The 12,465-nt window shown below is 62.9% G+C and carries 10 protein-coding genes; 2 read left to right on the forward strand and 8 right to left on the reverse strand.

Features of this window, described 5'->3' with window-relative positions; genetic code table 11:
• Window positions 1-99 precede the first annotated feature (99 nt).
• Window positions 100-753, reverse strand: a complete 654-nt coding sequence (locus ACO06O_RS15620; protein WP_421881690.1) for an alpha/beta fold hydrolase — start codon at window positions 751-753, stop codon at window positions 100-102.
• Window positions 754-916: 163 nt separating this feature from the next.
• Between ACO06O_RS15620 and ACO06O_RS15625 the strand changes: the two genes are divergently transcribed.
• Complete coding sequence (locus ACO06O_RS15625) at window positions 917-1,942, forward strand: chemotaxis protein CheW (RefSeq protein ID WP_421881693.1); 1,026 nt, start codon at window positions 917-919, stop codon at window positions 1,940-1,942.
• A 50-nt stretch (window positions 1,943-1,992) separates the two neighbouring features.
• Here ACO06O_RS15625 and ACO06O_RS15630 read toward each other — a convergent pair whose 3' ends face one another.
• The 3 genes from ACO06O_RS15630 to ACO06O_RS15640 form a co-directional block, all read right to left on the reverse strand.
• Window positions 1,993-3,615 carry a fumarate hydratase gene (locus ACO06O_RS15630; protein WP_421881696.1) on the reverse strand — a complete coding sequence of 541 codons (1,623 nt, stop codon included), beginning with the start codon at window positions 3,613-3,615 and terminating at the stop codon, window positions 1,993-1,995.
• A gap of 64 nt (window positions 3,616-3,679) precedes the next feature.
• Complete coding sequence (locus ACO06O_RS15635; protein WP_421881699.1) at window positions 3,680-4,213, reverse strand: SspB family protein; 534 nt, start codon at window positions 4,211-4,213, stop codon at window positions 3,680-3,682.
• A gap of 116 nt (window positions 4,214-4,329) precedes the next feature.
• Complete coding sequence (locus ACO06O_RS15640; RefSeq protein ID WP_420418524.1) at window positions 4,330-5,034, reverse strand: glutathione S-transferase; 705 nt, start codon at window positions 5,032-5,034, stop codon at window positions 4,330-4,332.
• A 119-nt stretch (window positions 5,035-5,153) separates the two neighbouring features.
• On the opposite strand from ACO06O_RS15640, the gene ACO06O_RS15645 reads away from it, so the two are divergent.
• On the forward strand, window positions 5,154-6,974 hold the full coding sequence (locus ACO06O_RS15645) for an ABC-F family ATP-binding cassette domain-containing protein (protein ID WP_421881703.1): 1,821 nt from the start codon (window positions 5,154-5,156) through the stop codon (window positions 6,972-6,974).
• Here the strand turns inward: ACO06O_RS15645 and ACO06O_RS15650 are convergent, their stop codons facing one another.
• From ACO06O_RS15650 to ACO06O_RS15665, 4 genes are all read right to left on the reverse strand, one after another.
• Window positions 6,975-10,427, reverse strand: a complete 3,453-nt coding sequence (locus ACO06O_RS15650) for a pyruvate carboxylase (RefSeq protein WP_421881706.1) — start codon at window positions 10,425-10,427, stop codon at window positions 6,975-6,977.
• A 158-nt stretch (window positions 10,428-10,585) separates the two neighbouring features.
• Window positions 10,586-11,137 carry a PAS domain-containing protein gene (locus ACO06O_RS15655; RefSeq protein ID WP_421881708.1) on the reverse strand — a complete coding sequence of 184 codons (552 nt, stop codon included), beginning with the start codon at window positions 11,135-11,137 and terminating at the stop codon, window positions 10,586-10,588.
• 54 nt (window positions 11,138-11,191) lie between these two features.
• Entirely contained in the window at window positions 11,192-11,755 is a 564-nt protein-coding gene (locus ACO06O_RS15660; protein ID WP_421881711.1) for a PAS domain-containing protein, read from the reverse strand.
• Window positions 11,756-11,848: 93 nt separating this feature from the next.
• A complete protein-coding gene (locus ACO06O_RS15665; RefSeq protein ID WP_421881714.1) occupies window positions 11,849-12,250 on the reverse strand; it encodes a PAS domain-containing protein in 402 nt (133 codons plus the stop codon).
• Window positions 12,251-12,465: the final 215 nt, after the last annotated feature.

A 12,465-nucleotide genomic window follows, 5' to 3' on the forward strand; every position in this document is an offset into this window, starting at 1 on the left:
GTTGCAGACCTTCGGTCCCAATGAGGCCGGACGGCGACGTCCGACATGCCCTGCAGTCTACGGTTCAGTTCTTAAGGAATACTTACCGCTTCCGTAATATCAGAGGCGTTCTAAAAAAGCCTGGATTTCCGCGCCGGCCTCGTCCAAGGCCTGGGCGTGGCTTCGTCCGGATGCCTTACGCGGTTTCAGGTCGTGATCGCCATCCTCCGCCCAGAAAACAGTTGCCGCTTTTGGCAGAGTGTAACCGGCGACATCGTCGCGGGTGCCGAACGGATCGCGTGCCCCCTGAACCATCAGGACCGGCAACCGCAGCGCGGCGAAGTGATCCGTGCGCAGACGGTCCGGCTTGCCCGGCGGATGGAAGGGATAGCCCAAGGTCACCACCGCCTGGACAATGTCCGGGCAATCCGGCTCCGCCGCCAGCAAGGTCGCCATACGGCCGCCCATGGATTTCCCTCCGATCGCCAACCGCGCGGACGGATATTGGGCCTGCGCCGCGCGGATCGCCTCGCGCCAAGACCCGATCAGAACCGGCGCGCGGTCGGGCGGCTTACGGCGGCCCTCCGTCCGGCGCAGGGCCATATAGGGGAACTCGAAGCGCAGAACGCCGATACCCCGCCCGGCGAGATCCTCCGCAATGGCATTCATGAAGTCGCTGTCCATCGGCGCACCAGCGCCATGGGCCAGGATCAGCCGCCAGGTCGCATCGGACGGGCCTTCGGCCAGGAGAGGAATTTCCACGATCTCGGTCATGGATCGAACGAACGAAATCGCCGGTCCAGCGTCAAGAGGTTGTTAACTTTCTTATGCAAAGACTTGAGTGTCAGGGACCGCGTAATAGGGTACCGTATGGCGGCTAGGGGGGACGCGAAGGTTCCGCCGAGGGGCGCCAAAGATCAATGAGGGACGGATCAGCATGTCGGATTTGGCGATTGCGGGGATTTCCAGCCTGACCGCGGGCGACGAGGAACAACTCGTCACGATGACGGTCGACAATCAGTTGTTCGGGATCCCGATCCTGCGCGTCCAGGACATCGTGGAACCGGTGCAGATCACGCCGATCCCGCTCGCTTCCTCCGCGGTGGCGGGCGTTCTGAACCTGCGCGGGCGGATCGTGACAGTCATCGACCTGCGTGTCTGCCTGGGCGCGGAACCGAAAGATCTGGACGACCGGCCGATGTCCGTGACGGTCGAACACAAGGGCGACCTCTATACGATCCTGGTCGATTCCATCGGTGACGTCCGGTCCCTGCCGCGCCGGGATCTGGACAAGCCGCCGCAGACCCTGGACCAGCGCATGCGCAAGCTGTGCTCCGGCGTGTTCCGACTGCAGGACGATTTGCTGGCGGTACTGGACGTCGAGCGTGTCCTGGACCCGACCACGATCGCCGAAGCGCCGAAGCGCCGCCCCCTGAAGCGCCACAAGACAGCGAAGAAGACCGGGCCGGGCGCCGCTCCGCGCAAGGCGGACAAGAAACCCGCGTCAAACGACGATGCGGAGCCTGGCCAAGGAAAAAAGTCTAAGGCCGCCGCGGCGCCCAAGGCCGAGGCGGCAAAGAAGCCGGCAGCCGGACAGCCCAGCCTGTTCGAAAAGCTGGGCGGCGAGTTGGGCATCGACGCGGTGGTCGACATGTTGATCGCGAAGCTGGAGGCGGATTCCCGACTCAGCCCCTTCCTACAGGGCGCGGACAGCGCAACCCAGGCCAAACACGCGAAGGCTTACCTGACCCAGACTTTCGGCGGTCCGTCGAACTATAAGGGCCCGGACCTGTCCAAGCTGCACCGCCATCTGGTGCAGGAAATGGAAATGGATGACGGCCACCTGATCGCCGTCGCCGGCTATCTGGCCGATTGTCTGAACCAGATGGGCGTTCCGGCGGAATTGATCGACGACGTCATGGCCGCCATCGAAGAAATCCGCGACGGGGTCATGGGCCGCTGACCGCGGCCTTCCCGGCTCCCGATTCGAGCTTTCGATTCCGGACTGAATCCTCAGTCCGGCATCATGCCTTGGAAGAAGTCGTTGCCCTTGTCGTCCACGACGATGAAGGCCGGGAAGTTCTCGACCTCAATGCGCCAGATCGCTTCCATGCCCAGCTCGGGATACTCGATGCATTCGACCTTCTTGATGCAGTCCTGGGCCAGGCGTGCCGCCGGGCCGCCGATGGACCCCAGATAAAAGCCGCCATGCTTCTCGCAGGCCTTGCGGACGACCGGCGACCGGTTGCCCTTGGCCAGCATGATCATGGACCCGCCCGCCGCCTGGAACTGGTCGACGAAACTGTCCATCCGGCCGGCCGTCGTCGGGCCGAAGGAACCGGAGGCATAGCCTTCCGGCGTCTTGGCCGGGCCGGCGTAATAGATCGGGTGGTTCTTGAAATAGTCCGGCAGCGGCTCACCCGCATCCAGCTTCGCCCGCAGCTTGCTGTGCGCCGCATCGCGCGCGACGATGATTGTCCCGGTCAGCGACAGTCGTGTCTTGATCGGATGCTTGGTCAGGGTCGCCAGCATGTCCTTCATCGGCATGGACAAGTCGATCTGGACCACCTCGCCCTCGAAGGCCTGATCGGTGATGTCCGGCAGATATTTCGCCGGGTCGCGCTCCAGTTCCTCCAGGAAAATCCCATCCTTGGTGATCTTGCCCAGCGCCTGACGGTCGGCCGAACAGGAAACCCCGATGCCGATCGGCAGGCTGGCGCCATGGCGCGGCAGGCGAATGACGCGGACGTCGTGACAGAAATACTTGCCGCCGAACTGCGCGCCGATGCCCATATTGCGGCTCAACTCGTGAACGACCTTTTCCATTTCCAGGTCGCGATAGCCGGTGCCGTGTTCGCTGCCTTCCGTCGGCAGGTTATCCAGATAGCGCGTGCTGGCCAGCTTCACGGTCTTCAGGTTGAACTCCGCCGATGTCCCGCCGATCACGACCGCCAGGTGATAGGGCGGACAGGCCGCGGTCCCCAGCGTGCGGATCTTCTCGTCCAGGAACTTGATCAGGCGTTCGCGTTCCAGCAGCGACGGCGTGCCCTGGAACAGGAAGGATTTGTTGGCCGATCCACCGCCCTTGGCGATGAACAGGAACTTATAGGCGTCTTCCTGTCCTTCAGCGTAGATCTCGATCTGGCCCGGCAGGTTGTTGCGGGTGTTCTTCTCTTCGAACATCGAGATCGGCGACACTTGGCTGTAACGCAGATTGTTGCGCTCATAGGCGTCCAGGACGCCGGTCGACAGCGCTGCCTTGTCCTGACCGTTGGTCCAGACGCGCCGGCCCTTCTTGCCCATGACGATGGCGGTGCCGGTATCCTGACACATGGGCAGGACGCCACCGGCCGCGATATTTGCGTTCTTCAACAGGTCATAGGCGACGAACCGGTCGTTATCCGACGCTTCCGGGTCCTTCAGGATATTTGCCAGCTGCTCCAAATGGCCGGGGCGCAGCAGATGGTTGATGTCGCGGAACGCCTCTTCCGACAACAGCCGGATGCCTTCCGGATCGACCATCAGCATTTCCTCGCCGTTAAAGTCGGCAGTGGAAACGTAACGGTCCGTCAGTTTGCGGTATTTGGTCTGGTCCGGACCGAGGGGAAGCATGTCCAGAAAGGCGGCGTCGACCATTGGGGCGGCTCCTACTTTGGCGGTTTGCTAAGCGCGGCGGCCGAATTCGCGAAGATCGGTCGCGCTATTTCTTGCGGGTGAAGTCCAGGGTAACAACGTTGTCGGTGCGGGAGTCGTCGTCGCCTTCCGGCGGATCCTCGTCCGGATCGTTATCGGTCGTCCCGGCTTCCATCTCCGCCTGGGTCGGTCCCTTTTCGTCCGATGCCGCTTCCGGATGTTCGGTGGCGATCGCGTCCTCTTCCACCTCGACATGGAATTGCAGGCCGAAATTGACCGACGGATCCGCAAAGGTGATCAGCGCGGCATAAGGAATGCGCAGATGCTCATGCTGGCGATTGAAGCTCAGCTCGACATCGAAGCCCTCGTCATCGGGCTGCAGCCCCCAGAACTGATGCTGCAGCACGATGGTCATCTCTTCCGGGTATTGGTCGCCCAGACGGTTCGGGATCATGACGTCGGGATGATCGGTCTTGAACGTGATGTAAAAATGATGATTGCCCGGCAAACCGCCCTTGGCAGCCCGTTCCAACGCCTTGCGCACCACGGAGCGCATGGCCTGTTCCACCATCTCGTTATAACCGAGTAGATCCTCGTTCATACCCTATCCATCGGAATGTCGTCGCGCACCCCCGGCGCATACCCCCGGGCGCCGCGAACCGAACCAAGCCTAGCGGGAAATCCGGCGAGGTCAAAGGCGAATTCCCGGGGCCGAAATCAGCGTTTGAGAATGGGCCAATCCCCCGGCAGGTAGCCGCCCTTGGAAAGCCGGTCGTTCCGCTCGCGCTGGACATTCTGCTCTTCCGTCGCGTCTGCGATCCATTGCCGCATCAGCGGGTGGTCCAGAATGGCATCGGTATAGGCCTTGGCCACGTCCGACACCGGCAGGCAGAAAGTATAGATTCGCGCCGCGACCGGGGCAAAGAAGGCATCGACCGCACCGAACGCGCCGAACAGGAACGGCCCACCGGACCGCAGCAGGCACGGTTCCCACATCGCCTCCAGCTTGGCGACATCGGCCAGCACCGCGTCCGACGGTTTGAAATCGGGGAAGCGGTTCGACAGGTTCATCGGGCATTCGCGGCGCAGATCGGTGAAACCGGCATGCATCCGCGCGGCCAGGGAACGGGCTTCGGCCCGGTCCAGCGCATCCGCCGGCCACAGGCCCGCATCCGGCGCGGCCTCGGCGGCATATTCCGCGACGGCCATGCTTTCGGAAATGACGCGGCTGCCGACGCGCAGGGTCGGCACGGTGCCGATCCCACCGGTCGCGGCCAGCAGACCTTCGCGATAACCCGGCTCATCCAGCCAGAACATTTCTTCTTCGAACGGCAGGCCGGATTGGGCGAGGAACAGCCAGCCGCGCAGCGACCAGCTTGAATAGGTGCGGTTTCCCAGAACGAGCGTCAGCGTATCCGTCATGATCTTGACCCCTTCGGTGAAATGGCGCGGCGAGACCTTTTCGCACAATTCGCCCGTCGGACAAGTCCCGACTTGCGATCCCTCTTGCCGTTGCCCGGCACGGGGCGTACATCGCCCCCATGGCGCGACAATTGCTCACCCTGGACGATATCCACCTGACCTTCGGCGGGCATCCCCTGCTGGCCGGCGCCGGCATTTCGGTCGGACCGGGGGAACGGCTTTGCCTGGTCGGTAGGAACGGGTCCGGCAAGTCGACCCTGCTGAAAATCGCGGCCGGACAGATCGATCCGGACAGCGGCGACCGCTGGGTCCATCCCGGCATCACCATCCGCTATCTGCCGCAGGAACCGGATCTGAGCGGGTTCGAGACGGTCCTGGCCTATGCCGAGGACGGGCTGGACCCGGTAACCGGACAGCACCGCGCCGAATATCTTCTGAATCGCCTGGGCCTGACCGGCAGGGAAGATCCCAAGACCCTGTCGGGCGGCGAGGCGCGGCGGGCCGCCCTGGCGCGGGTTCTGGCGCCGGAGCCGGATATCCTGCTGCTCGACGAGCCGACGAACCATCTGGACCTGACCGCCATCGAATGGCTGGAAGACGAGATCCAGAGCCTGAAATCGGCCATGGTCCTGATCAGCCACGACCGCCGCTTCCTGACGCGGCTGACCAATGCCACGGTCTGGATCGATCGCGGCACGGCGCGGCGGATGGACGAGGGTTTCGGCGGCTTCGAGGCCTGGCGCGACCGGGTGCTTGAAGAGGAAGAGCGCGACCAGCACAAGCTGGACCGCAAGATCGCGATGGAAGAGGACTGGCTGCGCTATGGCGTCACCGCCCGCCGCAAACGCAACCAGAAACGCCTGGGTAATCTGATCGCCCTGCGTCAGCAGCGCAAAGACCACCGCCGCGCCCAGGGCAATGTCAGCATGAGCGCCGGTGACGCCAGCGCGTCGGGTAAGCGCGTGATGGAGGCGGAGGCCCTCAACAAATCCTTCGGCGACCGCCGGATTGTGCGCGACCTGTCCTTACGCGTCCTGCGCGGCGATCGGGTCGGGATCATCGGCCCCAACGGCGCGGGCAAGACGACGCTGCTGAAACTTCTGACCGGCGAGCTGGAACCGGATTCCGGCACCGCCATCCAAGGCAGCAATCTTCAGATCGCATCCCTGGACCAGCGGCGCGCGTCGCTGGACCCGGCGACCAGCCTGCAGGACGCCCTGACTGGCGGCGGGAACGACAAGGTCATCGTCAACGGCCAGCCGCGCCACGTCATCGGCTACATGAAGGATTTCCTGTTTACGCCGGAACAGGCGCGCCAGCCGATCGGCCGCCTGTCCGGCGGGGAACGCGGTCGGCTGATGTTGGCCCGCGCGCTGACCCTGCCGTCCAATCTGCTGATCCTGGACGAGCCGACCAACGATCTGGATCTGGAAACGCTGGATCTGCTGCAGGAATTGATCGCCGATTATCCGGGCACGGTCATCCTGGTCAGCCATGACCGCGACTTCCTGGACCGTGTCGCGACCACCGTCCTGGTCGCGGAAGGCGACGGGGTCTGGCAGGACTATGCTGGCGGATATTCCGATATGGTGTCCCAGCGCGGCGGCGCGCCGACCCGCAAGCTGGCCGATCCCACCCAGAAGGCCAAAAAGGCCGACACCGCGAAGCCCGCGCCGCCGAAGGCACCAGCGGCCGACGCCAAACGGAAGCTGTCGCTGAAAGAGCGCGAGGCGCTGAAGACCCTGCCGGATCAGATGGAAAAGCTGCGCGTCCAGAAGGAAAAGCTGGAAGCCGCGATGGCCGATCCGGCCTTCTTCACCAAGGACCGCGCGGCCGCCGACCGCACGGCCAAGGCGCTGGATTCGACCCTGTCCGCCCTGGCCCTGGCCGAGGAACGCTGGCTTGAGCTGGAAATCCTGCGCGAGGAGCTGGAGGGCTGATCAGCCCTCCACCACCGCCAGCAGATCTTTCGCGTCGACCTGGGTGCCCGCCTTCACCGCGATCCGCGTGACTTTGCCCGCGCGCGGCGTGGTGATCGACGTTTCCATCTTCATCGCCTCCAGGGTCATCAGCACGTCGCCGGCCTGAACCGTCTGACCCTCGCTGACGACCATGGTCGACACGACGCCCGGCATCGGCGCGGGCACATGGCTTGAATTGCCGATATCCGCCTTCTCATTGGCCGGGGCGCTGGGCGCGACCGCCTTGTCAGCGACCCGGATGACGCGCGGCTGACCGTTCAATTCGAAGAAGACCTCGCGCTCGCCCTTCTGGTCGGCCTCGCCCACGGTCATCAGTCGGATGACCAGGGTCTTGCCCGGATCGATGTCGACCGAAACCTCGTCGCCCGGCTTCATGCCATAGAAGAAGACCGGCGTCGGCAGCACGTCCACCCGGCCGAACTCCCGCCGGTGCTTGGCATAATCGGCGAAGACCTTCGGATACATGATATGCGAGGCCAGTTCGAAATCGCCGACATGACGCTGTGCCGACTTCTGGGCCTTGGACCGTTCTTCCGCCAGATCGATCGGCGCCAGGTGTTTCCCGGGCCGGTCGGTGATCGGCGCATCGCCCTTCAAGGCCTTCGCGACCAGGGCTTCCGGCCAACCGCCCGGCGGCTGCCCCAGATCCCCGCGCAGCATGGCAACGACCGAATCCGGGAATGCGATATCCGTCGACGGGTCCAGCACGTCTTCCGGCGAAACGCCGCTGGAAACCATGTAAAGCGCCATGTCGCCGACGACCTTTGAGGATGGCGTGACCTTGACGATATCGCCGAACAGCTTGTTGACCTCGGCATACATGCGCGCGACTTCGTGCCAGCGTTCCGCGAGGCCCAGGGCGCGGGCCTGTTCCTTCAGATTGGTGAACTGACCGCCCGGCATTTCATGCAGATAGACTTCGGACGCGCCTGCGCGCAGGTCCGGTTCGAAGGCGGTGTATTGCACCCGCACCGCTTCCCAATAGTCGGAGAAGCTGCGGATGGTGGCCAGATCCAGACCGGAATCCCGATCCGTATCGGCCAGCGCCGTCGCGATCGACCCCAGATTGGGCTGCGATGTCAGGCCGGAGAAGCTGTCCATCGCGGCATCCACCGCATCGGCGCCCGCCTCGCAAGCCGCCAGCACGGTCGCCGCCGCGATGCCCGACGTATCGTGGGTGTGATAGTGGATGGGCAGCCCGGTCTCTTCCTTCAAGGCCTTTACAAGAACCCTAATTTGAGCCGGGCGGCACAGGCCGGCCATATCCTTGATGCCCAGGATATGCGCGCCATGGGACTTCAACTCCCGCCCCAGCTTGACGTAATAGTCCAGGTCGTATTTCGGGCGGCTCTTGTCGAACAGATCGCCGGTATAGCAGATCGCCGCCTCGCACAGGCGGTCGGTCTTCAGCACGGCGTCCATTGCAACTTTCATGTTTTCCGCCCAGTTCAGGCTGTCGAAAACACGGAAGACGTCCATCCCGGCATCCGCCGCCTTCTCCACGAAGTACTGAACGGCGTTGTCGGGATAGTTGGTGTAGCCGACCGCATTGGAGGCGCGCAGCAGCATCTGCAGCAGGATGTTCGGCACCTTCTCGCGGATATCGATCAGGCGGTCCCACGGGTCCTCCTTCAGGAACCGCATGGACACATCGAAGGTCGCGCCGCCCCAGCATTCCAGCGAGAACAGATCCGGCAGACGCTGGGCATAGGCCTCCGCGACCTTGACCATGTCATAGGAGCGCATCCGCGTCGCCAGCAAGGATTGGTGCCCGTCGCGCATCGTCGTATCGGTGATCAGCACACGCTGCTGGTCCAGCATCCAGTCGCGGAAGCCTTCGGGCCCGCGCTCGTCAAGGATCTGCTTCGTGCCCTTGGGCGGGTCGCGATAGAGCGTGATCGGAACGGCCGGGCTGTGGGCATGGGCCGGCGGTTTCGGACGGCCGGCGGCCTCCGGATTCTCGTTCACCGTCACATCGGCGATGAAGCGCAGCAGCTTGGTCGCCCGGTCGCGGCGTTTCGGGAAATGGAACAGCGCCGGGGTCGTGTCGATGAACCGAGTCGTGATCGTCCCCGCCGCAAAATCGGGATGGTTGATCACGTTTTCTAGGAAGGCCAGGTTCGTCGCCACGCCGCGAATGCGGAATTCCTTCAGCGCCCGGTCCATTCGGCGCACCGCCGCCTCGCGGGTCGAGGCGCGTGCCGTCACCTTTTCCAGCAGGCTGTCGTAATAGCGCGTGATGACCGCCCCGGAATAGGCCGTGCCGCCGTCCAGGCGAATGCCGAAACCGGTCGCGCCGCGATAGGCGGTGATGCGGCCGTAATCGGGCGTGAAATTGTTCTCGGGATCTTCCGTCGTCACCCGGCATTGCAGGGCGTGGCCATTCAGGCGGATATCCTCCTGGGCCGGGACGCCGGTCTCGTCTTCGACCCCGATCCGGCCGCCCAGCGCGATCAGGATCTGCGCCTTCACGATATCGATGCCTGTCACTTCCTCGGTCACCGTATGCTCGACCTGGACGCGGGGGTTGACCTCGATGAAATAGAATTCACCGGTATCGGCATCCATCAGGAATTCGACCGTGCCGGCGCCGTAGTATCCGGCCTCCCGGCACAGATTCAGCGCCGATTGGCAGATGCGGTTGCGTTTCTCGTCGTTCAGATAGGGCGCGGGCGCACGCTCCACGACCTTCTGATTGCGGCGCTGGACCGAACAGTCGCGCTCGAACAGATGGACCAGATTGCCGTGCTTGTCGCCCAGGATCTGAACTTCGACATGGCGCGCGCGCTGGACCAGCTTTTCCAGATAGACCTCGCCATTGCCGAAGGCGGCTTCGGCCTCTCGGCGGCCGGCGCTGACCTGTTCCTTCAGCTTGGACGCGTCCTCGATCACGCGCATGCCGCGGCCGCCGCCGCCCCAGCTGGCCTTCAGCATGACCGGATAGCCGATCTGCTCCGCCAGTTTGGCGCATTCGCCCAGATCTTCCGGCAGGGGCCCGGTCGCGGGCATGACCGGCACATTGGCCTTCACCGCCATTTCGCGGGCCGAGACCTTATTGCCCAGGGATCGCATGACCGAGGGCGGCGGTCCGACGAAGGTGATGCCGTTCGCGGCGCAGGCCTCCGCCAGATCCGGGTTCTCGGACATGAAGCCATAGCCGGGATGCAGTAGGGTCGCACCGGCCTTCTTGGCGGTGCGGATCACCTCGTCGATGGACAGATAGGCTTTGACGGGGCCGAGCCCCTCGCCGATGCGATAACTTTCATCCGCCTTGAAGCGGTGCAGGGAAAGCTTGTCCTCCTCCGCATAGATCGCGACCGTTCCCAAACCCAACTCGGTGGCGGCGCGCATGACGCGGATGGCGATTTCGCTGCGATTGGCGACAAGTACCTTATGCTCGGACATGGACATCCCCCGAAGAAACGACATGGCAAAGGGACGCAGCGCCCGGAGCAAGCCTGCGACTGCGTCGGTCCTATCCCGATTACTCCCCCATCACTGTATCGCCCACGTCCCGGTTTATATCAACCGCGACAAGAAGGGCAGACGAATGGGGGAGGTTTCCGGTGTCAGACGCCGATGCCGGCAATCTTCTGGAAGCTGAAAACGCTCATGATATAGCCGATGCGGGGATCGTCGGTCGTCGAATCGTTCGCCAGCAGCGGCAGGCGAAGGACGCGGGTTTGGCGGCGGTGGCCTTGAATGTTCGTGAACAGAAGTTCGACCCATTGCGACCGACCGCTTTCAACGATGTCGGTGAAATCACGGCGCATCGACTGTGCCAGCATCGCCGGCATCAAATCGTCGGAAGAAAGTCCGGTGATGTTCCGTTCATGTATCTGGTCCGCCTTGGTGCCCGTCAGCCGGAACCGGAAGCGCAAGGGGTGGCGCAAGACTTCGATCAGCATCAGCCGCGGCAGAATGTCAGACGGAAAGTCGAATGCGTCGATGTCGCGACGAAACGGGGCGGCCGCCGCGCCACGCTTGGAGTTCCAGATCCCGATCACCCGCTTGAAGAACGAATCCTGCATCACAGTGTCGAGATCAAGCGCCGTCCGCTCGCAATGAGAAACGTCCGCCAGGGTGAATCTATCCTGTCCGGCAATCGCTAGAGCGGACATAGAAATACTCCCATTCGCCAATCCGTTAAGAGGACCGATCATATGCGCCATGCGTTAATTGTTTCTGAACGCCTGACGGCTGACGGGATCAATCGGTTCGAAGGCGATCAGGATCCGGTCGACACGCAGCGGATCGCTGCCCGGGCCGCCGCCGGACAGCGGGAGCCGGAGGATTCTGTGTTCGCGCCGATAGTCCTCAACGCTTTGGAACTGCACGAACACCAGTTGCGGCACCTTTCGGTCCACCAGTTGTTCCAGGTCGGGTTGCAGATCGTCGCGCCTATAATTTCGCGCGATCTGATCGACATACTGGCCGGTCAGATTCGCATCATGGACCTGGTCCATATTGGTGCCGGTCAGCCGATAGCGGAACCGGAACGGATCATGTTCAACGCTCATCATGCCCAGATAGGGCAAGGTCGAACGTCGAAAATCGAACGCATCGATATCGGCGCGCGATGGCATCGTGCGGCCGTGCCTGACGGTTTCCCAAACCTGCAGAACTTCGGAAAGGATCGGGCTTTCCTCCGCCAACGTGATCGGCAGATGGGTTCGGTGGCAATAGGTGGCCGCGCGCAGCGAAAAAGCCGACGCAGCGGCGTTGGAGTAGGTCGTCATGGCGTCTCTGTGTGAAGGTTGGAGCCTTTGATACAAGGCTGTAACATTCAAAAGTAAAAGAGTCGGAAACAGTCGCGGGGATTTCGCTATAAATTAATCAAAATCGAATGCGAGTAGCACATGCGCCACACGGTCGGCCATCGCTTGATCGCCGGATAGGGGGAGGCGCAGGATTCGCAGGTGGCGGCTATATCCTTCGGCATTCAGGAATGACAACTCCACGAGATGCGGCGCCCCAGTTTCCACCAGATCGTCCAGATCGTGCAGCAGAATGCGCCGCAACTCCTCCGGCCGGTTCTCGTCGACATAGGTTCCCGTAAGGTTGCGGTTCTGAATTCGATCGATCGCGGTGCCGGTTAACCGATAACGGTACCGGCGCGGTTCCTCCTGGACATCCATGAGGATAATGTTCGGCAGGGCGTCAGCCTGTATTTCGGTCGGGTCCAGATCGGACTTCGCCGGTAACCCGCGCTCCGGCAGTTTCGCGCGCCACAAGGACAGAACCCCACCCAGAATCGGAAAATTTTGCGCATCCTCGATCGGAAGGCGCTTCCGCTGGCAGCTGGAGAGGTTCCACGGACGTTCGTCGCTAGTTAACGCGTTCGTTTTATTTGTCGGCGGCACGGAGAACTCCTTACCAGTTGCCGACCCTCCTTCCGGTACAATAGCGGCAAATCACCGCAAAGTCACAAGCTGCATACATTTCCTGG

This window comes from Pacificispira sp. (assembly GCF_965228185.1).
Taxonomy (GTDB): domain Bacteria; phylum Pseudomonadota; class Alphaproteobacteria; order UBA8366; family Aestuariispiraceae; genus Pacificispira.

Excerpts from the sequence above, each read along its gene's own strand:
- ACO06O_RS15620 (WP_421881690.1), bottom strand. The coding sequence starts at position 753 with ATGACCGAGATCGTGGAAATTCCTCTCCTGGCCGAAGGCCCGTCCGAT.
- ACO06O_RS15625 (WP_421881693.1), top strand. The coding sequence starts at position 917 with ATGTCGGATTTGGCGATTGCGGGGATTTCCAGCCTGACCGCGGGCGAC.
- ACO06O_RS15630 (WP_421881696.1), bottom strand. The coding sequence starts at position 3,615 with ATGGTCGACGCCGCCTTTCTGGACATGCTTCCCCTCGGTCCGGACCAG.
- ACO06O_RS15635 (WP_421881699.1), bottom strand. The coding sequence starts at position 4,213 with ATGAACGAGGATCTACTCGGTTATAACGAGATGGTGGAACAGGCCATG.
- ACO06O_RS15640 (WP_420418524.1), bottom strand. The coding sequence starts at position 5,034 with ATGACGGATACGCTGACGCTCGTTCTGGGAAACCGCACCTATTCAAGC.
- ACO06O_RS15645 (WP_421881703.1), top strand. The coding sequence starts at position 5,154 with ATGGCGCGACAATTGCTCACCCTGGACGATATCCACCTGACCTTCGGC.
- ACO06O_RS15650 (WP_421881706.1), bottom strand. The coding sequence starts at position 10,427 with ATGTCCATGTCCGAGCATAAGGTACTTGTCGCCAATCGCAGCGAAATC.
- ACO06O_RS15655 (WP_421881708.1), bottom strand. The coding sequence starts at position 11,137 with ATGTCCGCTCTAGCGATTGCCGGACAGGATAGATTCACCCTGGCGGAC.
- ACO06O_RS15660 (WP_421881711.1), bottom strand. The coding sequence starts at position 11,755 with ATGACGACCTACTCCAACGCCGCTGCGTCGGCTTTTTCGCTGCGCGCG.